The sequence below is a fragment of the Paracidovorax cattleyae genome (assembly GCF_900104515.1).
Lineage (GTDB): Bacteria > Pseudomonadota > Gammaproteobacteria > Burkholderiales > Burkholderiaceae_C > Paracidovorax > Paracidovorax cattleyae.
On the sequence record NZ_FNJL01000048.1, the window covers coordinates 1 to 24,524 of the forward strand.

Here is a 24,524-nt window from a genome sequence, read left to right on the forward strand (position 1 = left end):
CCGGGGCGTTCGGCACTTGCTCAACGACGCAGGCTGCCCGACGCAGAACGCCTACATTGAGAGCTTCAACGGCAAGTTCAGGGATGAGTGCCTCAATGAGCAGTGGTTCGAGTCACTGCCACAGGCCAGGCAGGAGATTGCCCGATGGCGGCGGGACTACAACGAAGTACGCCCGCACAGCTCACTGGGGCGCATACCGCCGGCCAGTTTCGCCGCACAGCATCGCCAGCGCACTGGCGATGCTGTGCAACAACCGGAGATCAAGTAATCTCCAAACCCTTGGACTCGCTAACTCAACATTGGCACGGCTGAAGGGGGCAGGTCAGCCACTGCGGACCAGATCCTCGCTGCCGCGCGCGAAGTCATCGGGCAGAAGATGCCGCGCGGCACGGTCTTCACGTCACCGGCGATGGTGAAGGACTACCTGCGCACCAAGCTGGCGGGCTTCGAGCACGAAGTGTTCGCGGTGCTGTTCCTGGACAGCCAGCATGGGCTGATCGAGTACGTCGAGATGTTCCGCGGCACGATCGATGCGACGGCGGTGTATCCGCGCGAAGTCGTCAAGGCGGCGCTGCGGCTCAATGCGGCGGCGGTCATCTTCTCGCACAACCACCCCAGCGGGAACCCCGAGCCCAGCCGGGCGGACGAACTGCTGACCCAGCGGCTCAAGGAGGCGCTGACCCTGGTGGGCGTGCGCACGCTGGATCACGTCGTCGTCGGTGGGGAGGCCACGGCATCCTTTGCCGAACGCGGCCTGCTCTGATCGAAGGGGCATCGGCCCCTTCGATCATCCGGGCCGTCAGACCTGCGCGGTCTTCGACGCCAGATGCGCTTCCACGTTGTGGCGGCGCAAAGCCTTCTTGGCTTGGGCCGGTGTCACCTTCTTCGACGCCAACAGGGCATCCAGTTGGTCTTCCCAGCGTACCGCGCGATGCGCCACCATATGCTCTGCGAGCCTGTCGACGTCGCCGTCCGCCGGGGCGGGCGACGCCCCACCGATGTAGGCATCGCAGACCGCCAGCATCCCCGACTTGGCGGGTACGTCGGCTACGCACAGGATGGCAGTGACGACATCGAGCGCATTGGGCTTGTCCATATGATCCGGGAGGCTGCTCATCCAGGCCCCTTCGACTTCGGTCGACCAGGAGCGGAGCAGGAAGCACACTTCGTGCGCATGCCGGGCAATGGCTTCCGCGGCGGCATGATTAGACGATTCGAGCACCATGCGACGGTAGCCGCTCGCATACGCGCTCTCGATCGATGGAAAGACGGGCAGTCCCTGGAAGTGGGGCGACAGCGGAGAAGGGTCCCTCCCGTAGCCGGGGCTGAAAGTCGGTTGGATGCGTACCGCCGGCCCGGCATGCTCGGTCAGCGGCAGCACAGCTTCCAGCAGCACCTTGCGGTCTGTGTCGCCCGGCGTGATACCAAGCACGATCACGCCGTAAGGGCGCTTCGTTACTGATTGACTGAGCGCGTCTTCGAGCACCTGCGGCAGACGCTGGTCCGTCGCGAAGTGCTGCGCTGCCGACGGCGCCAGCCGTCGTTGGACGAAGGGCTGCACCACTTGCAGATCGCCGGACGCGGTGATGATACCGAGCACGTCAATGGGCTCGCTGTCGATGGGTTCGTCATCGGGCTGCAACAGCAGGTCGATGTCGCTGTGCAGGTTCTCGGGCAGCGGCGTCTCCACCAGCACCGCGATGCGCAGCGACGACGAGTACGCGAGGCTGGCGGCCACGCTCAGCCATCCTTGATCGTGTCTGGCAACGGTTCAAAGACTCGCCGCACGCATTCGAGCCGTTCGCCGCTCGGATTTATCAGATGACCGACCGCAGGGTTCTCATAGATGAGGTCACTCGCGCCAGCGTCGACGGTGGTCGCGATGCGATTGGCCGTTACGTGTTGGGCTTGAGCGAGGACCCTGTCTATGCCGAGTTTGCGCTGGAAGCGAAGTGCTATCGCCCACGCTCCACTGAGGCTGCTGCCAACACGGTAGGCGTGCGGGAGGTGGCACGGTTGATCTCAAGAATTCGTCACCGCCAGTTTGGCGTGCTGGTGACTACATCGGTGATCGCACGCCAGGCCTACGAAGAAGTACGGAATGACCGACATCCCATTGTTTTCGTTTGTGGACGTGACATCGCCGAAATCCTGATTCACGCTGGCTACAGCACTCTTGAGCGCGTCAACGAGTTCTTGAGCGAGTGGTAGCTAATTGCGAGTTACCGTTCGCCTTCGCGACTGACCGGAAGGTTCGACGTGCGGCGGAAACCGGGCCTCCGTTCAAGAGGATTCGCGACTTCTTCTTAAGTTAACGCTGCGGCCTCAGGCTGGCTCGGCGACCGCGAAATCGCGCGCCTTCAATGAGCTGCTTTCGCATCCCTGGTGCGGGGCGGCAGATGTTCAAGCGAGGTACGGCGCGCGCTGGCGAGTTCTATCCAAGTACCCTGACACACCCCAGTCTATGCCTCAGTTTCCGGGCCGATCTCTTGGGACAAATTTGGGACAAATTGATCGCCAAACCATGCCATTCCAAGCCAACGGAGCGCTCCGGCACAGTCGGGCGTGGCTTCTCTAAACTATTGAATATAAAGAGAAAAAGACCTTGATGGCGGCCCCTGCAGATCCCTCAAGGATCACAATGGGGGTGTATGGGCGGAGAAATCGGCGGGGTTCCCCTCGGCCATCGGCGATGGCTCCTTGTCGTTCTGCAAATTGGTACCTTTGTCCATGGCGCTGGGCAGGCGCGCCGAAGCCGGGGCGCCTGCCGGATGAGTCCGATGCGATGGAGCGATTATCCTGCGTGGAACTCGGTTGTTCAGTTTCGGCAAGCATGGGATCATGGACCCGGCGCGTGACGCCTTTTTCCGGTTCCCGAGACCTTCGTCAACCCAGACGCCTGCCCGCGAGAACACCTCTCAAATGCCAGACCATGAATCGTCGGCCGATGCCCGGGAGAGGGAGCGGCTCCATCTTCTCGACTGCTCGATGCTGCTCGATACCCCGGCGAGCGAGGAGTTCGACCAGATCACCCGCCTGACCAGCCAGATCTTCGACATGCCCGTGTCGCTGGTGACCTTCGTGGACGCCGATCGCCAATGGTTCAAGTCGCGCCTCGGCTTCCCGCTGGCTCAGACCGACCGGGCGTCGTCCTTCTGCACCCGCGTCGTGGAAACGGCCGATGTCATGGTGGTGGAAGACACGGCCCTCGATCCGCGGTTCGAGGGCAATTTCCTGGTGACGGGCGAGCCCTGCATCCGTTTCTATGCCGGTGCTCCCCTGCTGCTGGACTCGGGCCACGTGCTCGGCACCCTGTGCGTGCTGGACCATCGTCCCCGCACGTTCAGCCCGCAACAGCGCGACCAGCTGGCCACGCTGGCCAGAATGACCATGGCGCATATCGAGCTGCACCAGCGCGCGGGCAGGGTCAATGCCGTGACGCGGCTGCCCAACCGCGCGCAACTGTTCCAGGACCTGCGCGCCCGGCCCGCCGGCACGCCGTCGGCGCTGATGCTGGTCGAAATCATGGACCATGAACGCATGCTGGCCGAATCCCGCGCGGTGGGCATCGAGCCGCTCGAATCGCTGGCCATCGCCTTTGCCGCCAGGCTCAGGCAGCTTGCCGGGCCGGGCGTCGCCGTCTATCACGTGGGCGAGATGCGCTTTTGCATGGAGCCTGCGGGAAACACCCACTCTCAGCGCGAGGCATTCGCCGCGGCAGCGTTGGCCCGACTGGCCGGACCGATGGCCTCCGGCGGGCGCGTGATCGAACTGGCGCCCATGGCCGGGCTGGTGGAGTTCGATCCCGGCGCCGTCAGCCCGGGCGACGCGCTGAGGATGGCCGGCGCGGCCCTGTACTCGGTGCTGGGCAGCGGGGCGGTCTTTGCATGGCACGATGCCGCGCTGGACGCTGCCCACCGCCGCGCCTACCGCCTGATGCGGGACATCTCGCCGGCCCTGGCGCGCGGTGAATTCAGGCTGGTGTACCAGCCCAAGCTCAACCTGCGGGCCGGCGCGTTCACCGGCGTGGAATCGCTCGCGCGCTGGCGCCATCCTGAACTGGGCGATGTGTCGCCGGGCGAATTCATCCCGCTGGTGGAAGGCGGCGCGCTCATCCACGAGTTCACCCGCTGGGTGCTGCGCACCGCGCTGGAGCAGCTGGCCCGCTGGCACGGGCAGGGAATCGAACTCACGATGGCCGTCAACGTCTCCTCCCGCAACCTGGAGCAGTCCGCGTTCGTGGACGATGTGCGGCTGATCTGCATGTCGGCCGGCGTCGATCCGCGTTACCTGCACGTGGAGTGCACCGAGAACGCGGTGATGACCAGCGCGCGCACCCAGGCCGCGCTGGAAGCAATCCGGGCGATGGGCGTCCAGATTTCGCTGGACGATTTCGGCATGGGCTATTCCAACCTGGCATGCCTGCGCCGCCTGCCGGTGGAGCTGCTGAAACTGGACCAGTCGCTGGTCCAGCCCATCGATGGCGACACACGGGCATGGCTGCTGGTGCAGTCGCTGATATCGCTGGGCCACGCGCTGGGCTACCGCATTCTGGCCGAAGGCGTGGAGACCGGCCAGGCGTTCAGCATGCTGGCGGGCGCGGGGTGCGACGCGGTGCAGGGATACCACCTGTCGCGGCCGCTGGAGGCGGAGGCGATACCGGAATTCCTGCGGGTACCGTTGCCGGAATGGGAGACCTAGGCGGATAGAGCAGTGTCGGCTACGCCCCCGAGCGTCCGAACCTGTCGAACGCGGCCGTTGCCCGCTGGCCCGCACGCCCCATCAGGAGGAATTCAGCCGGGCCTTCTCCGCCTTCGCGCAGCCGTACGCGCGCATTTCCGGAATCCGCGATGGGTTCCACTGTCTGCAGTTGCTGCCAGGGCAGGGTGATGGACGGGCGGTGAAACAAGACGAACCATGGCGCGGACAGCGACAGCCCTTCAGGTCCCGTGGCCACGGTCAGGCAATTGGCTTAGTGGACCGGCGAGCCGTGCATGCGCCCCATGCGTGCCGAGGCGAAACGGACGGTATCTCCACCGGGCGGCGTGTACTGCGGACATCGGGCGGCGAGCGCGCGCCAGCCCGACCGCGTGGCGAGCATCCGGCAGGCGTTGATCCGGAGGACGGGCAGAAGCAGCAGGAACCAGAGCGTATTCATCGGGGGCCGGTGAGTTGGCGGAACTGCGAATTATTGACGCTGCCCTGGTCCCGGCCGGCTGCTGATCCGCGGACGCTGGCAGCGCTTCAGTCGCCCACCGCATGCGGATGGCCGTCGGGTCCGCGCGCGTCGGGCGAGGGAGCTGGCCGTTCCTCCGCCCCGCCGACGCTTGACACCAGTGCCCGTGTCTGCGGGAGGCCTTCCGGGTATTCGTGTTGCATGAATGCGACGAGGGCTTCCCGCACGCGGCAGCGCAGGTCGAACGCCAGCCCGGACGAGCGGGCCGACACCAGCACGCGGATCTGGATGGTGCGCTCCGTCACGTCGGTGAGCTGCAGCACCTTCACGCGCTGGTCCCATTCCGGCGCGGTGGCCAGGATGCGGTCCAGTTCCTTGCGCAGTGGTTCCAGCGGCATGCGGTAGTCGGCGTACAGGAACACGGTGCCCAGGATGGCCGAGCTGGTACGGGTCCAGTTCTGGAACGGGTTCTCGATGAACCATTGCAGCGGGATGATGAGCCGGCGTTCGTCCCAGATGCGCAGCACCACGTAGGTGCCGGTGATTTCCTCCACCCGGCCCCATTCGCCCTCCACGATCAGCACGTCGTCGATGCGAATGGGCTGCGCCAGCGCGATCTGCAGGCCGGCGATCATGTTGCTGAACACCGGCCGGGCGGCGATACCGGCCACGATGCCGACGACGCCCGCGGAGGCCAGCAGGCTGGCCCCGACCTGCCGCGCGCCGGGAAACGTCATCAGCATGAGGGCGAGGGCGGCCATCACCACGCCTGTCATGGCAGTGCGCGACAGCACGCGCGCCTGGGTGGCGATGCGGCGCGCAGCGAGGTTGTCTTCCACGTCGGCCGGATAGCGGGCGATCACGCCGTCGGCCAGGCCGCCGATGCCTGCCACCAGCAGCCAGGCCACGGCCGCGATCAGCGCCAGCCCGCCCGTGTGCCGGACGGTCCCGATGTAGGGCTGCTCATTGCTCGCCGCCGCCCAGACGACCTGCAGCGCCGCCAGGGGCAGCAGCAGACGTGCCACGGGGACGCAGGCCTGCACCACCGCGTGCAGGACGGGCACGCCGCGTGTGGCGCGCAGGGCGACGAGGGCCGCGATGCGATGCACCACCGCAGCGGCCGTGACCGCGATGAGTGCGGCGACCGCCGTCGCCAGCCAGGGAGAGAGGTGTGTAAAAAAATCCATGCTTTGTTACCTTTTGCCATACTGTGGGGTGCCTGTGCGCGTGGGCCTCCACGTGTGGTGTGTTTCCTGCCGTTTGCGAAGGTTCAAAGCGACGTGTCTGCCGAAGCCTCTCCTGTTCCTGCGGCCGCCCTGCGGTGGCCGGCGCGGCCGCATGGCCCGGCGGTGCCCGGGGGCGCCGGGGAACCATCCCCCGGGGAGCGTCCATGCGCATGAGCCCCCGCCTGGGCAGCCTGGCAGCGCTGTTCGACAAGGTGGCCCAGCGCGATGGCCAGTGGCTGCGGGGCTGGGCGGTGGTGGTGGCGCTGTCCGCCGTGGGCGCATGGCTGGCGGTAGCCGCCGTGGCCGAGTGGCGGGAGGCTGGCCGCGCCCAGGAGCGCGAAGGCCTGCTCGGCCACGTCGCAGAGGTACTGATGAGCCAGACCGCGGGCAGCCCGCTGCTGGGCGCGGTGGCCCTGCTGGGCCTGAGCGAACCCGCGTTGAAGGCCGTCGCGCTCGGCACGCTGCCACCCAACGCGCCGGAAGCGCTCGCCCGCCTGGCCGTGGCCCGCGGCCGTTTCCTGGTGAGCGGGGTGTATGTGCTGAACGCCGGCGGCCGCGTGGTGGCGCACGAGACGCCGGCCAACCCGGCGCTGGGGCTGGACCTGTCGCACCGGCCCTATTTCCTGCAGGCGATGCGCGGCGCTGTGAACGTGTATCCCGCGCTCGGCACGAACTCGCAGGACCGTGGGCTGTACTACGCCGCGCCGCTCTACGGGGGCGATACGCCCGCGAGCGTGATCGTGGGCGTGGTGCTCGTGAAGATGTCCTTCGAGCCGGTGGAGACCCAATTGCAGCGCTCTGGCTACCCCATGGCGCTGCTGTCGCCGCAGGGCGTCGCGTTCGCTGCCACGCGGCCGGAGTGGCGCTATGCCATCGCGCCGCCGCTGACGCAGGAGCGCATCGACGCGATCCGGCGGCAGCGCCAGTTCGGCACGCTGTTCGACAGCGGCGTGGCGCAGGCCCTGCCGTTCCGGCCGGACGCGCGCGAGGCCGTGGTGGGGGGCGTGCGCTATGCGGTGGAGCGCCGCAGCCTCGAGTGGCACGACCCGGACGGCCCGTGGCAGCTGGTGATGCTCGACGACCTGCATGCGCTGCTGCCGGCGCCGCAACGCTGGCAGATCGGCGTGGGCGTGTTCGCGCTGCTGCTGGTGCTGGGCGGCATGCTGCTGGACATGATGCGCCATCGCGCGCGCATGGCGCTGGCCATGGAGCGCTTCCGCGTGCTGGGCGCGGCGTTGCAGTCCAGCCCCGTGGCCGTGGTCATCACCGACGCCGAGGGCCGCATCGACTGGGTCAATTCGCAGTACGAGGCCAACACGGGCTATAGCCTGGACGAGGTGCGCGGCCGCAAGCCCTCGCTGGTGGCCTCGGGCCAGACCCCGCCGGAAACCTACCGGCAGATGTGGTCGCGGCTGATCGCGGGCCTGCCCTGGCGCGGCGAATTCATCAACCAGCGGCAGGACGGCACGGTGTACCACGACGAGGCCACGCTCTCGCCGGTGTTCGACGACCGCGGCCGGCGCATCGCGATCGTGGGGCTGCACGAGAACGTGACCGAGCGTGTCACGGCCCACCAGGAACTGCAGCAGCGCGAGCGCGAACTCAACGACGCGCTCGCGCAGCAGACGGCCATCTTCTACAACGCACCGCCCGTGCTGATCGTGGCCGACGGCCGCCTGCTGCGCTTCAACCCCGCCTGCCTCGAGCTGCTGGGCGCGCAGCCGGGGCAACTCGAGGGGCGCGCGGTGGAAACCATCTTCGGCGGCGAGGAGCTCCACCGGCGCTTCATGGCGCGCATCGACAGCCGGCTGGAGGCGGGTGAATCCGTGCGGGAGGTCGCGCGGCTGGTGCGCCGGGATGGCACGGTCTTCGAGGCGCGGCTGTCGGGCCGCGTGCTGCCACTGCAGGGCTACGGGGAGGCCTGCATCTGGGTGATCGAGGACGTCACGGAAGCGCGGCGCGCCGAGGCGGCCATGCGCGAGATGAACGAGCGCCTGCTCCTGGCGCAGGAGGCCGGCCGTGTCGGCGTCTTCGACCTCGACCTGGCGCGTGACCACCTCATGTTCAGCGAAAAGCTCGAATCCCTCTACGGACTGCCGCACCGGCCGCAGGGCCTGCGGCTGGCCGACTGGATGGACAGCCTGCATCTGGAGGACCGGCCGCGCGTGCAGGCGCATCTGGATGCGGCCCTGGCGGGTACGGCCACCGGCCTGCAGGATTCCTGGCGCGTGGTGCGCCCGGACGGCAGCGAGCGCTGGCTGCTGTGCGCGGCGCGCATCGAGCGGGATGCCGAGGAACGGGCGCGGCGGCTCATCGGCGTGCAGGTGGACGTGCATGAGCAGAAGGAACTGGAGGCCCGCCTGGCGGACCAGCTCGCGTTCCAGCAGGCGCTGGTGGATGCCATTCCGATCCCGCTCTTCCACAAGGATGGGGACGGGCGCTACCGGGGATTCAATCGGGCCTACGAAGAGGCTTTCGGCATCCGCCGGGAGGACTTCCTGGGCAGGACGGTGCACGAGGCAGCCTTTCTCAACCAGGCCGAGCGCGCCGAATTCGAGGCCGACGCCCGCGCTATCCGCGCCGGCGGCCCGCCGGTCCACAAAGAGGTCGATCTCACCTATGCCGATGGCGAGATCCACCACACGCTGTTCTGGCTGCACGGCTTCCAGCGGCCCGACGGCTCGCCCGGCGGCTCCATCGGCACGCTGGTGGACATCACCGACCGCCAGCGGGCCGAGCGGGAGCTGCGCCGGGCCAAGGAGCTGGCCGAGGAAACCACGGCGCTCAAATCCAACTTCCTGGCCAACATGAGCCACGAGATCCGCACCCCGATGAACGCCATCATCGGGATGTCGCACCTCGCGCTCAAGTCAGGGCTCACGCCGCGCCAGGCCGACTACGTCGCCAAGATCCAGCAGGCCGGCCAGCACCTGCTCGGGGTGATCAACGACATCCTGGATTTCTCCCGCATCGAAGCCGGCAAGCTGGTCGTGGAAAAGCAGCCCTTCATGCTCGACCGCGTGCTGGAGGGCATGGCCGACGTGGTGGGCTACAAGGCCGGCGTGAAGGGGCTGGAGCTGGTGCTCGACGTCGCGCCGGACGTGCCGCCCCACCTCGTGGGCGATGCCCTGCGGCTGGGCCAGATCCTCATCAATTTCGCCAACAACGCGATCAAGTTCACCGAGCGCGGCGAGATCCACGTGCGCGTGCGGATGGTGGAGCGCCACGGCCGGCGCGTGCTGCTGCGCTTCGAGGTGCGCGACACGGGCATCGGCATGGCGCCCGAGCAGATGGGCCGGCTCTTCCAGAGCTTCCAGCAGGCCGATGCCTCGACCACGCGGCGCTTCGGCGGCAGCGGCCTGGGGCTGGCCATCTCCAAGAACCTGGCCGAGCTCATGGGCGGCGAGGTCGGCGCCGAAAGCGTCCTGGGCGAGGGCTCGACCTTCTGGGTCATGCTGCCGCTCGAGTGCGCCGAGGGTTCGATGCCCGCGCCGCCGCTGCCGCCCGCGCTGCGCAACGGGCGCGTGCTCATCGTGGACGACAACCACACGGCCGCCGCCGTGCTCTCGGAGATGCTGCGCAGCATGGGCTTCGAGACCCGCGAGTCCCATGCCGGCGCACAGGCGCTGGACATGCTGCGGTACGCCGCTGCGGACGGCGAGCCCTACGGCCTGCTGCTCATCGACTGGCGCATGCCGGGCATGGACGGCATCGAACTGGCCCGGCGCATCCACGAACTGGGCCTGGACCAGGCGCCGCAGATGCTCATGGTGACGGCCTACGGCCGCGAAGAGATCATGCCGGCCGCGCGGGAGCAGGGCATCGAGACGGTGCTGGTCAAGCCGGTGAGCGCCTCGGTGCTCTACGACACGCTGGTGCAACCGCTGGCCCACGGCTGGCTGCCGGCCCACGCGCACCTGGCGCGGCCCGACGACGACCAGCCGCCGCCGCAACTGCGCGGCGCCTCGGTGCTGCTGGTGGAGGACAATGAACTGAACCAGCTCGTGGCCGTGGAGTTGCTGCGCGGCGCCGGCTTCATCGTGGACGTCGCGGCCCACGGACAGGCGGCGCTGGACTGCGTGGCGCACACCGAATACGACGTGGTGCTCATGGACATGCAGATGCCCGTGATGGACGGCGAGACGGCCACGCGCCGCCTGCGCGCCGATCCGCGGCACGCGCGCCTGCCCATCATCGCAATGACCGCGAACGCGATGGAAGCCGACCGGCGCCGCTGCTTCGAGGCCGGCATGAACGACCACGTTCCCAAGCCGATCGAGCCGGGCATGCTGTGGCGTGCGTTGGCCCGCTGGGTGCGCCCGCGGCCGGGCATCGGCATCGATGGCGTCCTGGGTGACGCGCCGCAGTCCGGTGCGGGGCAGGGCAGTGCGCCGGAGGCGCTGCCGGACGGCGTGGAGGGGCTGGACATCGCCGCCGGCCTGCAGCGCGCCCTGGGCCGGCCCGCGCTCTACGGCGACCTGCTGCGGCGCTTCATGGACGGGCAGCGCGACACCGCGGCCGCCTTGCAGGCCGCGCTGCACGGCGGGGACCGCGGCCTGGCCGAGCGGCTGGCGCACACCCTCAAGTCGGTGGCCGGCAACATCGGCGCCATCCCGCTGGCGCACGCTGCGCACCAACTGGAGCAGGTCCTGCGCGCCGACGGGGCCGGGGGCGATGCCTCCGCCCAGGCCCTGGCGGTGTGCGACCGGCTCGATGCCCTGCTGCTGGGCCTGGCGCAATGGCGCCTGGCGGGTGCGCAGCCGGGAGCCGCGGTGGCCGGCACGGCGGCTGCGGCCGATGCGTCCGAGGGCGGTTCGGAGCCCGCGCAGCAGTCTGCGCTCGCCCAGCTGTGCGCGCTGCTGCGTGCCGACGATCCCGGCGCCGTGGATTTCCTGCAGCAGCAGTCGGTGCTGCTGCGCCGCGCCCTCGGGTCCGGCTTCGCCGCCGCCGAAACGCACATCCGCGATTTCGATTTCGAACATGCCCTGGCGGTCATCGACGCGCCGCCGGAGCCTTTCACCGTTCCCGGCGCCGCGTGAAGCGGCCCATCCCCCGCCCCGCAGGCCATCCGAAAGACACAGGATCAGCACCACCATGGACACTTCCCTGCTCTCCGATGACCCCATGCTCAAGGACCGGACCATCGCCACGGTGCTGGTGGTGGACGACACCCCCGACAACCTGGCGCTCATGTCCACGCTGCTGCGCGACCACTACCTCGTCAAGGTGGCCAACCACGGCGAGAAGGCGCTGCGCATCGCCCAGTCGGACGCTCCGCCCGACCTGATCCTGCTGGACATCATGATGCCCGGCCTGGACGGCTACGAGGTCTGCCGGCAGCTCAAGGCGCACCCCGCGTCGCGGGACATCCCCGTCATCTTCCTGACCGCGCGCAGCACGCCGGAGGACGAGCGGCGCGGCCTGTCGGCGGGCGCGGTGGACTACATCACCAAGCCGATCAGCCCGCCCATCCTGCTGGCGCGGGTGCACACGCACCTCACCCTCAAGGCCACGGCGGATTTCCTGCGCGACAAGAGCGCCTACCTCGAGCGCGAGGTGGCCCTGCGGACGCTGGAAGTGCAGGCCATCCAGGACGTGACCATCATGGCCATGACCTCGCTCGCGGAAACGCGGGACAACGAGACGGGCAACCACATCCGCCGGACGCAGCTCTATGTGAAGGCCCTGGCCGAGCGCCTCGCACGCCATCCGCGCTTCGAGGCCATCCTCAACGAACGCATGATCGACCTGCTCTACAAGTCGGCGCCGCTGCACGACATCGGCAAGATCGGCATTCCCGACAGCATCCTCCTCAAGCCGGGCAAGCTCACCGCCGAGGAGTTCGAGGTCATGAAGACCCACACCACGCTCGGACGCGACGCCATCGAGAACGCCGAGCGGCGGCTGGGCATGCGGGTGGCATTCCTGAGCGTGTCCAAGGAGATCGCCTACAGCCACCAGGAGAAATGGGACGGCAGCGGCTACCCGCTCGGGCTGGCAGGCGATGCGATCCCGGTCTCGGCGCGGCTGATGGCGGTGGCCGACGTGTACGACGCGCTCATCAGCAAGCGCGTGTACAAGCCCGCCTTCTCGCACGAGCAGGCCTGCACCACCATCATCAAGGGCCGCGGAGCGCATTTCGACCCCGACATGGTCGATGCCTTCGTGGACCTGGCCGAGGACTTCCGGCAGATCGCGCTCAAATACCCGGATCCGGAGTGATGCCGTGCCGTGCCGCCGTAAGCGGCCGGCACGACGACCGTCCTCAGAACGGTGCGCGCGGCGCCGCTTCTCCGCCTTCCGCTCCGCGCGCCTGCGCGGATTCGCCATCCACATCCGCATCCGCAGCGATGGCTTCGCCGGCCGGCGTGTCGTTGTGCACGGCCTGGCGCACGGCGGCCTTGTCGCCCGCGCTGGCGAACTTGCTGTATTTGGAGAGGATCGGCACCAGCTGGCCGTAGATGCGCGGCGTGGCCGCCAGGCACTCGCGCTGCTCCAGGAAGTCGGCCTCGCCCGTGAAATTGCCCACCAGGCCGCCGGCCTCGGTCACCAGCAGCGAGCCGGCCGCCACGTCCCAGATGGACAGGCCCGTCTCGAAGAAGCCTTCCGTGAAGCCGGCCGCCACGTAGGCGAGGTCCAGCGCGGCCGCGCCGGGGCGGCGCAGGCCGGCCGTGCGCTGCATCACGTCGGACATGATGTGCAGGTAGGTCTTGAAATTGTCGCCCGGGCGGAACGGGAAGCCGGTGGACAGCAGGCTTTCCTTGAGCTGGGTGCGCTTGGACACCCGGATGCGGCGCTCGTTCAGGTAGGCACCGCGGCCCTTGGTGGCCGTGAAGAGGTCGTTGCGGGTGGGGTCGTAGATCACCGCCTGCTCGACCTTGCCGCGCACGGTGAGGGCGATGCTCACGCAATACACGGGGAAGCCGTGGATGAAGTTGGTCGTGCCGTCCAGCGGGTCGATGACCCACACGAATTCCGAATCCCTGGCGCCGTGCTGGTTGCCCGATTCCTCGGCGAGGATGCCGTGGCCCGGGTAGGCGGTGAGCAGGGTCTCGATGATGGCCTGCTCGCTCGCGTGGTCCACCTCGGTCACGAAATCGTTGATCTGCTTTTGCGAAACGCGAACCGCCTCGACGTCGAGCGCCGCGCGGTTGATGATGGCGCCTGCGGCGCGAGCGGCCTTGATGGCCACGTTGAGCATGGGGTGCAGATTGGACGACATGAATTGTGAGGAAGGAGCTGGCGCCGTACGGGGCGGCAAGGGGGATGGCCCGGCGATGCGGGCGTGATGGCCGCGTATTTTAACGCCCTCGCCGGATTTCAGCTGCCGGTCGATGCGTGGTGCCGCAGTCCCACGCGCCAGACACCGAAGGCCGCCGCGAGGAAGGCGAAGCCTGCGAGCGGCGAAATCCAGCCCACCCAGGCGGGTGCGCCGAGCGGATCGGCCCTCCCCAGGATCGGCAGCACCGGGTAGTAGGCCACGCAGGCCAGCGGCACGGCGAACGTGAGCAGGCGCTGCAGCCATCGCGCATACAGCGCCAGCGGATACTGGGCCGCCTCCACGCCCCCGTAGGTCAGTACATTGGCCACCTCCAGGCTCTCGGTGGTCCAGAACGACACGGCCCCCTGCAGCACGAGGATGCCCAGGAACAGCGCCACGCCGCCGGCCACCGCGAACACCGCCAGCGCCACGGTCTGTGCCGTCCAGGCCACCTCGGCATGGACGGTGCCGAACGCCAGCACGGCGAGCCCCTGCAGCAGGCGCCCCGCGCGGCTGATGCGCACGTCGTGCGCCATCAGCTGCAGCCACACGGGGCGCGGGCGCAGCAGCAGCCGGTCGAAGGCCCCCGTGCGGAGGAACTGCGTGCCCAGCGTGTCGAAGCCCCGGCCCAGTGCGTCGGCGATGGCGAACATGCAGTTCACCAGCCCATAGAACACGGCCACCTCGCCGATGCGCCAGCCCTGCACGTCCCCGAAGCGGTGGAACAGCGCCCAGACCGCCATCGCCTCGATGGCCGTCACCAGGCCCTGGCCCACGGTGAGCATCAGCGCCGACGCGGGGTAGCGCGCCTGCCCGCCGAGCGATGCCAGCGCGAGGCGCCGGAACAGCGCCGCCGATCCCGGGGGCCGTGGTGTCATCCGCCTTGCACCTCCAGGTTGCGCAGGGTGCGCTGCAGCAGGGCGCGGCCCAGCGCCACGGCCGCCAGCACCCAGAAGCACTGCAGGCCCAGCCCCGCCAGCGCCTCCGCGCCCGACAGCTGGCCGAAATAGATGCGCGCCGGAATGTCCACGATGCCCGCGAGCGGCTGCAGCAGCAGCGCGGCCTGCCAGCCGTCGGGCAGCAGCGCCAGCGGCAGCAGGTTGCCGGAGAACACGATGACGAGCGGGCCGGCCAGCGTATTGATGCCCCGCTCGTTGAGCGCCGCCGCCGTGACCACGTTGAGCAGCATCACGAACGACGTGGAGAGCGCCATCGCCAGCAGCAGCGACAGGGCGAACGCCGCCGCCGCACCCCATCCGGCCGGGGGCTGCAGCGCCCAGGCCTCCAGGCCCGCCGCCGGCAGTACCACCCCGGTGAAAGCGGCCATGAGCGCCGCCCGCGGCAGCACCCGCGCGGCGATCCATCCGGCGGAGCGGGCAAACCACAGCGCATAGGCATCCACCGGACGCAGCCGGTCGTAGGCCACCGCGCCGGTGCGCACCGACTGGGCCAGTTCCGGGTCGGCGCTCCAGGGCAGCAGAGCGAACAGCCCCTGTGCCAGCCACGTGTAGGTGATGGCCTGCTCCAGCGACATCGGTGCCGCGGCCGCCGCTGCGCCGCCGTAGAACGCCGCCATCACCATCGTCTTCAGGCCGCCCCACCAGCACTGCGTGACGAAGCCGGCCCATGCCGCGGCACGGTACTGCAGCATCACCAGGAAGCGCGATGCGAATGCCGCGCGGTAGGGGCGCAGGAGTGCGGCCCGGTCCATCGCCGTCATCCCTCGGCCGCGCCGTGCATCGCGTAGAAGCGCGCGATCACGGCCTCGATGGTCATGTCCTCGTCGTCCGGCCGCGCGGCCGCGACCTGCGCGCGCAGGGTCTCCACCCCGCAATCGGCCAGCACGCGGCCGTGGCCGATCACGATCACGCGTTCGGCCAGCGCCTCGATATCGTGCATGTCGTGCGTCGTGAGCAGCACCGTGGTGCCGCGTTCGCGGTTGGCGCGCCGCACGAAGTCGCGCACTGCGAGCTTGGACGGTGCATCCAGGCCGATGGTGGGCTCGTCGAGAAAGAGGATGTCGGGTTCGTGCAGCAGGGCGGCGGCGATCTCCGCGCGCATGCGCTGGCCGAGGGACAGCTGGCGCACCGACTGATCGAGCACGCGCTCCAGGTGCAGCAGGGCCACCAGTTCGTCGCGGGTGCGTGCGAAGCGCTGCGGATCGACGCGGTAGATGTCGCGCAGCAGCGCGAAGCCGTCGCCTACCGGCAGGTCCCACCACAACTGCGTGCGCTGCCCGAACACGACGCCGATGCGCGCGACGTGCCGTTCGCGCTCGTCGAAGGGGTCGCGCCCGTCGATTTCCACGCTGCCGCCGTCGGGCCGCAGGATCCCCGAGAGGATCTTGACGGTGGTGGACTTGCCGGCGCCGTTCGGCCCGATGAAGCCCAGCATTTCGCCGCGCTGCAGGGTGAACGATACGTCCGACAGTGCCGTGACCGTGCGGTGGCGCGGGCGCACCAGCGCCCGCAGCGCGCCGAGCACGCCGGGGTCGCGCTCGTGGATGCGGTAGGACTTGTGCAGGTGGCGGACGGCGATGTGATCCATGGCGGAAGGGCGCGAATGCTACACGAACCCGCTGCGGGGCGGCTGCGCACGCGCGGCGCACCAGCTCCAGGACGCCATCCGGGTGCCACCGGCGTACCGGCCCGCCATCGCGCAGCCCTACGAGGCGGCGCTCTCCATGCCGCTGGATGAACGCAGGGAGCGCCACGCCCGGCTGCAGGACAACGTGAAAACGCAGGACCTTGCGAAGTGGCGCGAGGATTACCTGGCCGCCCTGCGCTTCGCGCCGCGCGGCCCGTACTGGCGGCACGGCAGGTCCGGGGGCGCCGGACGGGAGCGGCGCAGCGGCGACAATCGCGTGTTGTTCCCGCTGCGCCGTATCCCATGAAAACCCGCTTCATTCTCATACAGACCAGCCATGCCGGCAACGTCGGCGCCGCCGCCCGCGCCATGAAGACCATGGGCTTCGGCGACCTGGTCCTGGTGGCCCCGCGCTGGCCCAACGTGCTGCGGCGCGAGGAGACCATCCAGCGCGCGAGCGGCGCGCTGGACGTGCTGGAGAACGCCCGCATCGTCGCCACGCTGGACGAGGCCCTGGACGGCATCAGCCACCTGTGCGCCACCGCGATGACGCCGCGCGATTTCGGCCCGCCCACGCGCTCGCCGCGCGAGCATTTCGAATGGCTGGTGCGCCGGCAGTCCACCGGGGGCGCGGCCCCGGTGCCGCCGCCGGACGCCGATTCCGCCTCCGCGCCAGCGGCTGCGCCAGCGGCTGCGGCTGCGGCTGCGGCTGCGGCCTGGGAGGCGGGTGTGGCCTTCCTGTTCGGTTCCGAGCGCTTCGGCATGGCAAACGACGATGTGTACCGCTGCCATGTCGCGCTCTCCATTCCCACCAATCCCGGCTTCGGCTCGCTCAACCTGGGCGCGGCCATCCAGGTGATCGCCTACGAATGGCGGCTCGCGCTCGGTGGCTTCCCCGTGCGCGACGCCGCGCCCGCGTCCGTGCCGGCCGACGCCGCCCAGGTGGCCGGCATGCTCGCGCACTGGGAGCGCGCGCTGGTGGACATCGGCTTTCTCGACCCGGCCGCGCCCAAGAAGCTCATGCCGCGGCTCAACCAGCTTTTCAACCGCGCGCAACCGACCCCCGAGGAAATCCACATCCTGCGCGGTGTCGCCAAGGCCATGTCGGAAGCGGCGCAGGCGAAGCGATAGACTGCAAGGCCGATTCCGCCCCGCGCTTCCTCCACGAGTCCCCACCCCATGTTCGACCGCCTGCGCTCCGACATCCAGTGCATTCTCGACCGCGACCCCGCGGCCCGCAGTACCTGGGAGGTGGTCACCTGTTATCCGGGGCTGCATGCCATCTGGCTGCACCGGCCCGCGCACTGGTGCTGGACGCACGGCCTCCAGTGGCCGGGACGATTCATCTCCCATTTCGCGCGCTGGTTCACCGGCATCGAGATCCATCCCGGCGCGAAGATCGGCGAGCGCGTCTTCTTCGACCACGCCATGGGCGTGGTGGTGGGCGAGACTGCCGAGATCGGCGACGGCTGCACCATCTACCAGGGTGTCACCCTGGGCGGCACGTCCCTCTACAAGGGCACCAAGCGCCATCCCACGCTGGGCCGCGACGTGGTCGTCAGCGCGGGCGCGAAGGTGCTGGGCGGCTTCGAGGTGGGCGACGGGGCCAAGATCGGCAGCAATGCCGTGGTCATCAAGCCCGTGCCCGCCGGCGCCACGGCCGTGGGCATTCCCGCCCGCATCATTCCCTCCAGGGCGGGGCAGAGCGCCGACGTCACCGAAGCCGCCAGCCCGCCGCGGCCGGAGTTCCGCGCATTCTCCGCCTACGGCGTCACGCAGGAAGACGATCCGCTCTCGCAGGCGATGCGCGGCCTGATCGACAACGCGTCGTCGCAGGAGCGCCAGATCGCGCTGCTGTGGGCGGCCATCGAGAAGCTCTCCCAGGCCGCGCCGGAGGCGAGCGACTGCGTGCCGTGCGATGCCAAGCGCAACGAGCAGTTCGAGGCAGAGAAGCTCAACGCGCTGGTGGGCAAGTAGGCCGGGCGCACCCCGGCTTCATCAGCGCTTTTCGTAGAAGGCGCGCAGCGGTGCGTCGAACGCCGCGTGGTCGAGCTGCCACAGCCCCATCGGCCCGCGCAGGTACGGAATCTGATAGACCGACCCGGCAGGAAACTGCTCCCAATATTCCTTCGCCCGCGGGAAGCGCATCGCCGGCAGTCCGAGTGTGGCATCGACGGGTTCGAGGCGCGCCGTGCCCGTGACCCGGTAATCGTAGTTGCGCGAAGGCGCCTGCGCGAGCACCTGGTCGAGCCGCTTCGCCAGCGGCAGCGCACTGCCGGCCATCACGGCGACCAGCATCAGGGCCAGTACATGCGATTCGCGGGCGGGCACTTCGCCGCCCAGCAGGTGCCGGTAGGCCAGCAGGTAGGCGGCGGCCGCGGCCACCAGGGTGCCGGCCCACGTCAGCGGATGGCGCAGGATGCGCCCGATCTGGGCGTCGGTGAGTTCGAAGCGCGAAATGGCGAAGGTGTCGATCAGCGCGAAGAACAGCAGCCCGAAAAACAGCGCCATCGCCAGCACGCTGCGCGGGTTCTTCTCGAGCGCGAAGTCCCGTGTCTGCGCCTCGGTGAGCTCGTGCTCGGGGAAGACTGCCCGGAAGATGTCCGACAGTGCCTCGCGCGACTGCAGCGCGTTCATGCCCGTGTCCGCGCTGAACACGATGGTGCCGCGCGGCGTCTCCAGTTGCGCCCAGTACAGGTTGCCCGCCCTCATGTTGCGGTTGCCCAGCCATTCGGCGCGGCTGTGGCGCAGGTCGATCGGCACGTCGAACGGGCGGCCCTCCTGGTTCCAGAACCCTTTCATGCGCACGGCATCGTCGCCCTCGGCGATCAGCACGCCCTTGCCTTCGAACGGCAGCAGCCGCAGCCAACTGCGGAAAAAGCCCGGGCGGGCCACGTTGATGCGCCAGTACTGCACGCCTTTGAGTTGCTGGACCAGTGCGTCCTGGCGACGCTTCAGGCTGCGGTGGCGGTAGAACATCACGAGGACGGCCACGAGGAAGGCCAACTGGACCAGGGCGAGAAGGAGTGTGGGCATGGACATGGGTCGGGCGGGCGAAGGCCCGGGCGCCGCATGGTACTGTCGGGCCCAGGTTCGCGCCAGCCCCGCGCGCCCCGGGTTCACTCCGGCCGTGCCGGCCTGCGTGCGTCCCTGGGCCTGAATGCCTTGCACACCGCTTCGCGCGTCTCCAGGTAGGGGCCGCCGATCAGGTCGATGCAGTAGGGCACGGCCGCGAAGATGCCCGGCACGGCCGTCCCGCCCTCGGCGTCCTTCAGGCCTTCGAGCGTCTCCGCGATGGCCTTGGGCTGCCCCGGCAGGTTGATGACCAGGCTGCCATGGCGTATCACCGCCACCTGCCGCGACAGGATGGCCGTGGGCACGAAGCGCAGCCCGATCTGCCGCATCTGCTCGCCGAAGCCCGGCATTTCGCGGTACGCCACGGCCAGCGTGGCCTCGGGCGTCACGTCGCGCGGGGCGGGGCCCGTGCCGCCGGTGGTCAGCACCAGATGGCAGCCCGCGGCGTCCACCAGATCGATGAGCGTGGCGCTGATGCGCTCCTGCTCGTCGGGGATGAGCCGCTCCTCGAAATGCACCGGGTTGTGCAGCGCCCGCTCCAGCCACTGCCGCAGTGCGGGCAGGCCCTGGTCCTCATAGACGCCGCGACTCGCGCGATCGCTCACCGACACGATGCCGATGCGCACCGGCTCGGGTGCGGGAAGGGAGGATCCAGGTACTTCGTTCATTGCATTGCTTCCAGGGCGCGGCGTATCGCTCACTGCGGCCTCATCCGTCAGAGGGCCGCGGAGCAGGTCAGGCCAGCAGACGCCGTGGAACGGGCTTTGCCCGGCCACCGGCGTCGTCCCCCTGCCCGCCGTGCGCAGCATGGCGAGAGCGGGGGGAAGCGGCGCAGCCGCTCAGGGGGGTGTTCCCCATCATGCATCGCGCTCGGCCTCTTCGTGGCGGGCGTGCAGGGCGGCTTCGTCCATCTGCGTGCGCACCAGCTGGAACAGCTCGCGGTAGGCGCGGCCCTTGCGCGGCGCGAGGCCTTCGGAGACCTGTACGTTGGCCTCCTTGCCTTCGGGTGCGTCCTTGCGGGCCTGCCGGATCAGCGCGCGCAGCTGCTGCGTGTCGGTGCGCGGGAAGCGCTCCATCCAGAGCGGCAGCGCCGCATCGTCCGCGATCAGCCGCTCGCGCCATTGCTCGGCTTCGTGCAGCGCGAGCTTTTCGGCGGCCGAGCCGTTGTGCTGCTCGTCCAGCGCGGCGCGCGCGGCGATCACCACCGATTCGTCGAGCTGGCGCATCAGCTTGCCCACGTACTGCATCTGCCGGCGCTTGCCCTCGAAGTTCGTGATGCGCCGCGTCTCGGCCAGCGCGTCCTGCAGCTTGTCGGGCAGCTGCAGGCGCGCCTGCAGGTCGCTGCGCAGCGTCAGCAGGTCCTGGCCGAGCTGCTGCAGCGCATCGCTCTCGCGCTTGAGGTCGGTGCGGCTGGCTTCGGTCGTGCCTTTGAGCTCGGCCTTGAGCTGCAGGTCCAGTTCGCTGCCTTCGGCAACGAAATGGCCTTTCACGAAATAGCCTTTTTTGGGTTTGCGGGACATGGGAGAGGGGACAAAAAGAGGCCCCGGGCGGGGGCGCAAGGCGGCAAGTATCATAGCCGGCGATATGAAGACCACCCGCCCCCGTACCGCAGCCCGCGCAGCTGCCTCTCCCTCCCGCCCTCCCGCCCCCGCGTCCGTCCCCGCCGGCGGCGATGCCGGCAACGGCTTCAGCTACGGCCGCGGCGTGTTCGAGGAACTGGTGGACCGGGCCCTGGCCCACGCGCTGCGCCTGGGCGCCACCGATGCCGGCGCGGAGGCTTCCGAGGGCTGCGGCCTGTCGGTGAGCGTGCGCAAGGGCGAGCTGGAGAACGTCGAGCGCAACCGCGACAAGTCCCTGGGCGTGACGGTCTATATCGGCCACCGGCGCGGCAACGCCAGCACCTCGGATTTTTCCGACGCCGCCATCGAGCAGACCGTGCAGGCCGCCTACGACATCGCCCGCTTCACCGCCGAAGACCCGCTGGCCGGCCTGCCGGACGAGGCCGACATTGCCCCCGAGGATTCGCACCGCGAACTGGAACTGTTCCACCCCTGGGCCATCACCAGCGAGGAGGCCGCGCGCATTGCCATCGAATGCGAGGCCGCCGCCCTGCAGACCAGCCGCCGCATCACCAACAGCGAAGGCGCGGGCGTATCGGCCCAGCAGAGCCATTTCTTCAGCGCCCACACGCGCGGCTTTCGCGGCGGCTATGCCAGCTCGCGCCACAGCCTGTCGGTGGCTCCGATTGCCGCGCTGCCCGGCAAGAATGCCGACATGCAGCGCGACGCCTGGTACAGCTCCATGCGCGATGCGCGCGAACTGGCCGCGCCGGCCCAGGTGGGCCGCTACGCCGCCGAGCGCGCCCTGAGCCGCCTGGGCAGCCGCAAGATCCCCACCACGCAGTGCCCCGTGCTGTTCGAATCGCCTCTGGCGGCCGGCCTGCTGGGCGGCTTCGTGCAGGCCGTGAGCGGCGGCGCGCTGTACCGCAAGAGCACCTTCCTGCTCGACTCGCTGGGCAAGCAGGTGCTGCCCAAGCACATCGACATCCTGGAAGACCCGTTCATCCTGCGCGGCAAGGGCAGTTCGCCCTTCGACGACGAAGGCGTTCGCGTGGCGCCCCGCAAGGTGGTGGATGCCGGGCGCGTGGAGGGCTACTTCCTGTCCAGCTACTCGGCGCGCAAGCTGGGCATGAAGACCACCGGCAACTCGGGCGGATCGCACAACCTCACGCTCACCTCGCGCCGCACCCGCGGGGAAGACGACCTCGACGCCATGCTGGAAAAGCTGGGCACCGGCCTTTTCGTGATCGAACTGATGGGGCAGGGCGTGAATTACGTGACGGGTGACTACTCGCGCGGTGCCAGCGGCTTTTGGGTGGAGAATGGCCGTATCGCCTACCCGGTGCATGAGATCACCATCGCCGGCAACCTGAAGGACATGCTGAAAGGCATCGAGGCCGTGGGCGCCGACGCCTACAACTACGGCGCCAAGACCGTGGGCTCGATCCTCGTGAACCGCATGAAAGTGGCGGGCAGCTGAGGCCGCCGCCCGATGCGCATTTGAAAAAACCCGCCAGCGGCGGGTTTTTTTGCAAATGAGGAAGCGCGCGAGCCAGTCAGCCAGCGTCAGTCAGCGCGGGCGGCGCAGGCGGGCGATACCGAACAGGCCGAGCATCGAAGCCATCAGGATGAGGCCCCACTCGGAAACAGTGGGAATCGGAGATGCAGCCGTCGCGGCGGCGGCCGTGCTGACGCTCAAAGGTGCGTTTCTTGCAGTGCTGCGGGACGTGTCGGTAACGGTGGAGACGAGGCAGGTGTCTGTCACGCCACTGTTGCCGGTACCCAGGGTTTGGCAACCCGAATTGTGCGTCGACGTCCCGGTCGCGCCGAAAATGACGATAGCGGCGAAGCGGTCGGCCGTGCTGTGCGGCGCGGCGCCGGTCTGCCACAGTACGGCATTCATCAAGTTCACGCTGGTGATGTTGCCCGAAGCGTCCGTGGAGATGCGCAGGGTGTTGAGACGGGCGTTGGTGTCCGTGGACGCGATGGTGTCCAACCCGCTGGAGAAGCTATAGGACGTGACGGTGGATCCGATTTCCAAGTTGGTGGCGTTCGCCGGCAACGCGCCGGCCGTGGTGAACGTACCGGTCACATTCTGCGTGGTGAGAAAGTTAGCGCACAGGCTGGCTGGCGTGGTGGTGCAGTTGGTGTAGTTTTCCAGGGTGGCGTAGTTTCCAGTGCTGTTGACATTGACCGTGGCGCCGAACGACACGCTGGTGGCCAAGGCGGCGACAATCCCTAACAAACTCTTTTTCATCTCGTTCTCCGGTGTGTGGCAAATTGTTGCGAGCGCAGTTTAAGCTGCGCGAAGGCCATGGTTTGTTGGTGTTGCGCAACATCCTTGTAACCCCGCACGCATCGCAGTACCGATGGTTTCACGGCGACCTGGCGCTCCAGGGCCTCGACCGCGTCAGTAGGACGCGCTGGCGCCCGGGGGGGGTGTGCCGGCGGGATCGGTGGAGGTCTCGCCGAATCGCCGTCGCAGCGCGCGCGCGGCATTGGCGAACACCAGCACGTCCACCCCCACCGCGACGAAGGTGCAGCCCAGGTCCAGGTAGCGTTGCGCCAGTACCGGGTCGGAGGTGAGCGTGCCGGCGGCCTTGCCGCTGGCGATGATGGTCCGCATGGCGCCTTCGATGGCGGTCTGTACGTCGGGGTGGCCAGGGTTGCCGCGATGGCCCATGGAGGCCGCCAGGTCGGCCGGGCCGATGAAAACGCCGTGCACGCCGTCCACTGCGCATATCGCGGGCAGGTTGCGCAGGGCGGTGACGGTTTCGGCCTGGACCAGCAGGCAGACCTCGTCGTCGGCGATGGCCAGGTAGTCCGCGCGGCCGCTCCATTGCGAAACGCGGCCGACGGCGCTGCCCACGCCCCGGATGCCGTGCGGCGGGTACTGCATGGCGGCGGCAATGGCGCAGGCCTGCCCGGGCGTGTCAACCATGGGCACCAGCAGCGTGCGCGCGCCGATGTCCAGCACCTGCTTGATGAGTGCGGTGCTGCCTTCGGCAATGCGCACCACGGGCTGCGACGGGTAGGGCGCGACGGCCTGCAGGGCGCCGAGGGTGCTGCGCAGGTCGTTCGGCGCATGCTCGCCGTCGATCAGCAGCCAGTCGTAGCCCGTGGTGGCGGCTGCCTCGGCCAGGTACGGATCGGCCATGGAGAGCCACAGGCCGATCTGCGGACGGCAGGCGGCCAGGGCGGCTTTGAAGGGGTTGTGTGCTGGCATCGGTGTGTTTCCGGTCGAGTGCGGAGGGCGGTTGGGCATCAGCCGAGCCCACCCTGGCAGAGGTACTTGGTGTGCAGGTAGTCGTCCAGCCCGTGGGTGGAGCCCTCGCGGCCGTAGCCGGACTCCTTCACGCCGCCGAAGGGTGCGGACTCGGCCGCCAGCGCGCCTTCGTTGATACCCACGATGCCCGTCTCCAGCGCATCGGCCACACGCCAGATGCGGCGCACGTCGTTGCTGTAGAAATATGCGGCCAGGCCGAAGGGGGTGTCGTTGGCGGCGGCGATCACTTCCTGCTCGCTGTCGAAGACCGTGAGAGGCGCCACCGGGCCGAAGGTTTCCTCGCAGGCGCAGGCCATGCTGGCATCCGCGCCCGTGAGCACGGTGGGTGCGTAGTAGTGGGCGCCCAGCGCATCCA

General features: G+C 69.0%; 22 protein-coding genes and 1 pseudogene. 10 read left to right on the top strand and 13 right to left on the bottom strand.

From position 1 onward, the window contains the following. Together BLR05_RS24090 and radC are read left to right on the top strand one after the other, a co-directional pair. Positions 1–268: integrase core domain-containing protein (locus BLR05_RS24090; protein ID WP_143015956.1), on the top strand; the 268-nt coding region annotated here is incomplete at its 5' end. 57 nt (positions 269–325) lie between these two features. Then, positions 326–763: pseudogene (radC, locus tag BLR05_RS24095) on the top strand (RadC family protein); the annotation flags it as partial. A gap of 36 nt (positions 764–799) precedes the next feature. On the opposite strand, the gene BLR05_RS24100 reads toward radC, so the two are convergent. Then, positions 800–1,738, bottom strand: a complete 939-nt coding sequence (locus BLR05_RS24100) for a hypothetical protein (RefSeq protein ID WP_092839983.1) — start codon at positions 1,736–1,738, stop codon at positions 800–802. A gap of 8 nt (positions 1,739–1,746) precedes the next feature. Here BLR05_RS24100 and BLR05_RS24105 point away from each other — a divergent pair, with 8 nt between their 5' ends. Together BLR05_RS24105 and BLR05_RS24110 are read left to right on the top strand one after the other, a co-directional pair. Continuing rightward, on the top strand, positions 1,747–2,211 hold the full coding sequence (locus tag BLR05_RS24105; RefSeq protein ID WP_225979374.1) for a restriction endonuclease: 465 nt from the start codon (positions 1,747–1,749) through the stop codon (positions 2,209–2,211). A gap of 711 nt (positions 2,212–2,922) precedes the next feature. Further along, on the top strand, positions 2,923–4,701 hold the full coding sequence (locus BLR05_RS24110) for a sensor domain-containing phosphodiesterase (RefSeq protein ID WP_092839989.1): 1,779 nt from the start codon (positions 2,923–2,925) through the stop codon (positions 4,699–4,701). A 271-nt stretch (positions 4,702–4,972) separates the two neighbouring features. Here BLR05_RS24110 and BLR05_RS27365 read toward each other — a convergent pair whose 3' ends face one another. Both BLR05_RS27365 and BLR05_RS24120 read right to left on the bottom strand, forming a co-directional pair. Beyond that, the gene (locus BLR05_RS27365; protein WP_225978918.1) at positions 4,973–5,158 is read right to left on the bottom strand and encodes a hypothetical protein; all 186 of its coding nucleotides are present in this window, start codon (positions 5,156–5,158) and stop codon (positions 4,973–4,975) included. 86 nt (positions 5,159–5,244) lie between these two features. Continuing rightward, the gene (locus tag BLR05_RS24120) at positions 5,245–6,363 is read right to left on the bottom strand and encodes a mechanosensitive ion channel family protein (RefSeq protein WP_225978917.1); all 1,119 of its coding nucleotides are present in this window, start codon (positions 6,361–6,363) and stop codon (positions 5,245–5,247) included. Between the two features lie 203 nt (positions 6,364–6,566). On the opposite strand from BLR05_RS24120, the gene BLR05_RS24125 reads away from it, so the two are divergent. Then, positions 6,567–11,441 (top strand): PAS domain S-box protein, encoded by a 4,875-nt coding sequence (locus BLR05_RS24125; RefSeq protein ID WP_092839992.1) that lies wholly within the window; start codon positions 6,567–6,569, stop codon positions 11,439–11,441. Positions 11,442–11,496: 55 nt separating this feature from the next. Next, complete coding sequence (locus tag BLR05_RS24130; protein ID WP_092839995.1) at positions 11,497–12,624, top strand: response regulator; 1,128 nt, start codon at positions 11,497–11,499, stop codon at positions 12,622–12,624. Between the two features lie 43 nt (positions 12,625–12,667). Here BLR05_RS24130 and BLR05_RS24135 read toward each other — a convergent pair whose 3' ends face one another. From BLR05_RS24135 to BLR05_RS24150, 4 genes are all read right to left on the bottom strand, one after another. Then, positions 12,668–13,624 carry an inositol monophosphatase family protein gene (locus tag BLR05_RS24135; RefSeq protein ID WP_092839998.1) on the bottom strand — a complete coding sequence of 319 codons (957 nt, stop codon included), beginning with the start codon at positions 13,622–13,624 and terminating at the stop codon, positions 12,668–12,670. Between the two features lie 98 nt (positions 13,625–13,722). Further along, complete coding sequence (locus BLR05_RS24140; protein ID WP_092840001.1) at positions 13,723–14,541, bottom strand: ABC transporter permease; 819 nt, start codon at positions 14,539–14,541, stop codon at positions 13,723–13,725. Continuing rightward, entirely contained in the window at positions 14,538–15,374 is an 837-nt protein-coding gene (locus BLR05_RS24145) for an ABC transporter permease (protein ID WP_092840029.1), read from the bottom strand. Before BLR05_RS24145 ends, BLR05_RS24140 begins: the two co-directional genes overlap by 4 nt. A gap of 5 nt (positions 15,375–15,379) precedes the next feature. Further along, positions 15,380–16,210, bottom strand: a complete 831-nt coding sequence (locus BLR05_RS24150; RefSeq protein WP_092840004.1) for an ABC transporter ATP-binding protein — start codon at positions 16,208–16,210, stop codon at positions 15,380–15,382. Here BLR05_RS24150 and BLR05_RS24155 point away from each other — a divergent pair. From BLR05_RS24155 to cysE, 3 genes are read left to right on the top strand one after another with little or no spacing between them, the layout of a single operon-like run. Then, positions 16,209–16,556 carry a trehalose-6-phosphate synthase gene (locus BLR05_RS24155; RefSeq protein WP_092840007.1) on the top strand — a complete coding sequence of 116 codons (348 nt, stop codon included), beginning with the start codon at positions 16,209–16,211 and terminating at the stop codon, positions 16,554–16,556. The two genes, BLR05_RS24150 and BLR05_RS24155, sit on opposite strands and share 2 nt — an antisense overlap. Beyond that, entirely contained in the window at positions 16,553–17,380 is an 828-nt protein-coding gene (locus BLR05_RS24160) for an RNA methyltransferase (RefSeq protein WP_092840010.1), read from the top strand. The genes BLR05_RS24155 and BLR05_RS24160 overlap by 4 nt, the downstream gene beginning before the upstream one ends. 48 nt (positions 17,381–17,428) lie before the next feature. After that, positions 17,429–18,226, top strand: a complete 798-nt coding sequence (cysE, locus tag BLR05_RS24165) for a serine O-acetyltransferase (protein ID WP_092840013.1) — start codon at positions 17,429–17,431, stop codon at positions 18,224–18,226. A gap of 21 nt (positions 18,227–18,247) precedes the next feature. On the opposite strand, the gene BLR05_RS24170 is transcribed toward cysE, so the two are convergent. The 3 genes from BLR05_RS24170 to yjgA form a co-directional block, all read right to left on the bottom strand. Further along, complete coding sequence (locus BLR05_RS24170; RefSeq protein WP_092840032.1) at positions 18,248–19,285, bottom strand: hypothetical protein; 1,038 nt, start codon at positions 19,283–19,285, stop codon at positions 18,248–18,250. Positions 19,286–19,368: 83 nt separating this feature from the next. Next, on the bottom strand, positions 19,369–19,992 hold the full coding sequence (gene mog / locus BLR05_RS24175; RefSeq protein ID WP_092840016.1) for a molybdopterin adenylyltransferase: 624 nt from the start codon (positions 19,990–19,992) through the stop codon (positions 19,369–19,371). A gap of 189 nt (positions 19,993–20,181) precedes the next feature. Further along, positions 20,182–20,844, bottom strand: a complete 663-nt coding sequence (gene yjgA, locus BLR05_RS24180) for a ribosome biogenesis factor YjgA (RefSeq protein ID WP_092840018.1) — start codon at positions 20,842–20,844, stop codon at positions 20,182–20,184. Positions 20,845–20,908: 64 nt separating this feature from the next. Between yjgA and pmbA the strand changes: the two genes are divergently transcribed. After that, a complete protein-coding gene (gene pmbA, locus BLR05_RS24185) occupies positions 20,909–22,363 on the top strand; it encodes a metalloprotease PmbA (protein ID WP_092840021.1) in 1,455 nt (484 codons plus the stop codon). 90 nt (positions 22,364–22,453) lie between these two features. On the opposite strand, the gene BLR05_RS24190 is transcribed toward pmbA, so the two are convergent. The 3 genes from BLR05_RS24190 to BLR05_RS24200 all read right to left on the bottom strand — a co-directional run. Beyond that, on the bottom strand, positions 22,454–23,140 hold the full coding sequence (locus BLR05_RS24190; protein WP_092840023.1) for an IPTL-CTERM sorting domain-containing protein: 687 nt from the start codon (positions 23,138–23,140) through the stop codon (positions 22,454–22,456). Between the two features lie 153 nt (positions 23,141–23,293). Further along, complete coding sequence (locus tag BLR05_RS24195; RefSeq protein ID WP_092840026.1) at positions 23,294–24,109, bottom strand: aldolase/citrate lyase family protein; 816 nt, start codon at positions 24,107–24,109, stop codon at positions 23,294–23,296. Positions 24,110–24,147: 38 nt separating this feature from the next. Next, positions 24,148–24,524 (bottom strand): aldehyde dehydrogenase family protein (locus BLR05_RS24200; RefSeq protein WP_143016005.1); only part of this gene is annotated, 377 nt, incomplete at its 5' end.

What these genes read in the sequence shown, in the direction of transcription:
- BLR05_RS24110 (WP_092839989.1), top strand. Translation starts at nt 2,923, where the DNA reads ATGCCAGACCATGAATCGTCGGCCGATGCCCGGGAGAGGGAGCGGCTC.
- BLR05_RS27365 (WP_225978918.1), bottom strand. Translation starts at nt 5,158, where the DNA reads ATGAATACGCTCTGGTTCCTGCTGCTTCTGCCCGTCCTCCGGATCAAC.
- BLR05_RS24120 (WP_225978917.1), bottom strand. Translation starts at nt 6,363, where the DNA reads ATGGATTTTTTTACACACCTCTCTCCCTGGCTGGCGACGGCGGTCGCC.
- BLR05_RS24125 (WP_092839992.1), top strand. Translation starts at nt 6,567, where the DNA reads ATGCGCATGAGCCCCCGCCTGGGCAGCCTGGCAGCGCTGTTCGACAAG.
- BLR05_RS24130 (WP_092839995.1), top strand. Translation starts at nt 11,497, where the DNA reads ATGGACACTTCCCTGCTCTCCGATGACCCCATGCTCAAGGACCGGACC.
- BLR05_RS24135 (WP_092839998.1), bottom strand. Translation starts at nt 13,624, where the DNA reads ATGTCGTCCAATCTGCACCCCATGCTCAACGTGGCCATCAAGGCCGCT.
- BLR05_RS24140 (WP_092840001.1), bottom strand. Translation starts at nt 14,541, where the DNA reads ATGACACCACGGCCCCCGGGATCGGCGGCGCTGTTCCGGCGCCTCGCG.
- BLR05_RS24145 (WP_092840029.1), bottom strand. Translation starts at nt 15,374, where the DNA reads ATGGACCGGGCCGCACTCCTGCGCCCCTACCGCGCGGCATTCGCATCG.
- BLR05_RS24155 (WP_092840007.1), top strand. Translation starts at nt 16,209, where the DNA reads ATGGCGGAAGGGCGCGAATGCTACACGAACCCGCTGCGGGGCGGCTGC.
- BLR05_RS24150 (WP_092840004.1), bottom strand. Translation starts at nt 16,210, where the DNA reads ATGGATCACATCGCCGTCCGCCACCTGCACAAGTCCTACCGCATCCAC.
- BLR05_RS24160 (WP_092840010.1), top strand. Translation starts at nt 16,553, where the DNA reads ATGAAAACCCGCTTCATTCTCATACAGACCAGCCATGCCGGCAACGTC.
- cysE (WP_092840013.1), top strand. Translation starts at nt 17,429, where the DNA reads ATGTTCGACCGCCTGCGCTCCGACATCCAGTGCATTCTCGACCGCGAC.
- BLR05_RS24170 (WP_092840032.1), bottom strand. Translation starts at nt 19,285, where the DNA reads ATGCCCACACTCCTTCTCGCCCTGGTCCAGTTGGCCTTCCTCGTGGCC.
- mog (WP_092840016.1), bottom strand. Translation starts at nt 19,992, where the DNA reads ATGAACGAAGTACCTGGATCCTCCCTTCCCGCACCCGAGCCGGTGCGC.
- yjgA (WP_092840018.1), bottom strand. Translation starts at nt 20,844, where the DNA reads ATGTCCCGCAAACCCAAAAAAGGCTATTTCGTGAAAGGCCATTTCGTT.
- pmbA (WP_092840021.1), top strand. Translation starts at nt 20,909, where the DNA reads ATGAAGACCACCCGCCCCCGTACCGCAGCCCGCGCAGCTGCCTCTCCC.
- BLR05_RS24190 (WP_092840023.1), bottom strand. Translation starts at nt 23,140, where the DNA reads ATGAAAAAGAGTTTGTTAGGGATTGTCGCCGCCTTGGCCACCAGCGTG.
- BLR05_RS24195 (WP_092840026.1), bottom strand. Translation starts at nt 24,109, where the DNA reads ATGCCAGCACACAACCCCTTCAAAGCCGCCCTGGCCGCCTGCCGTCCG.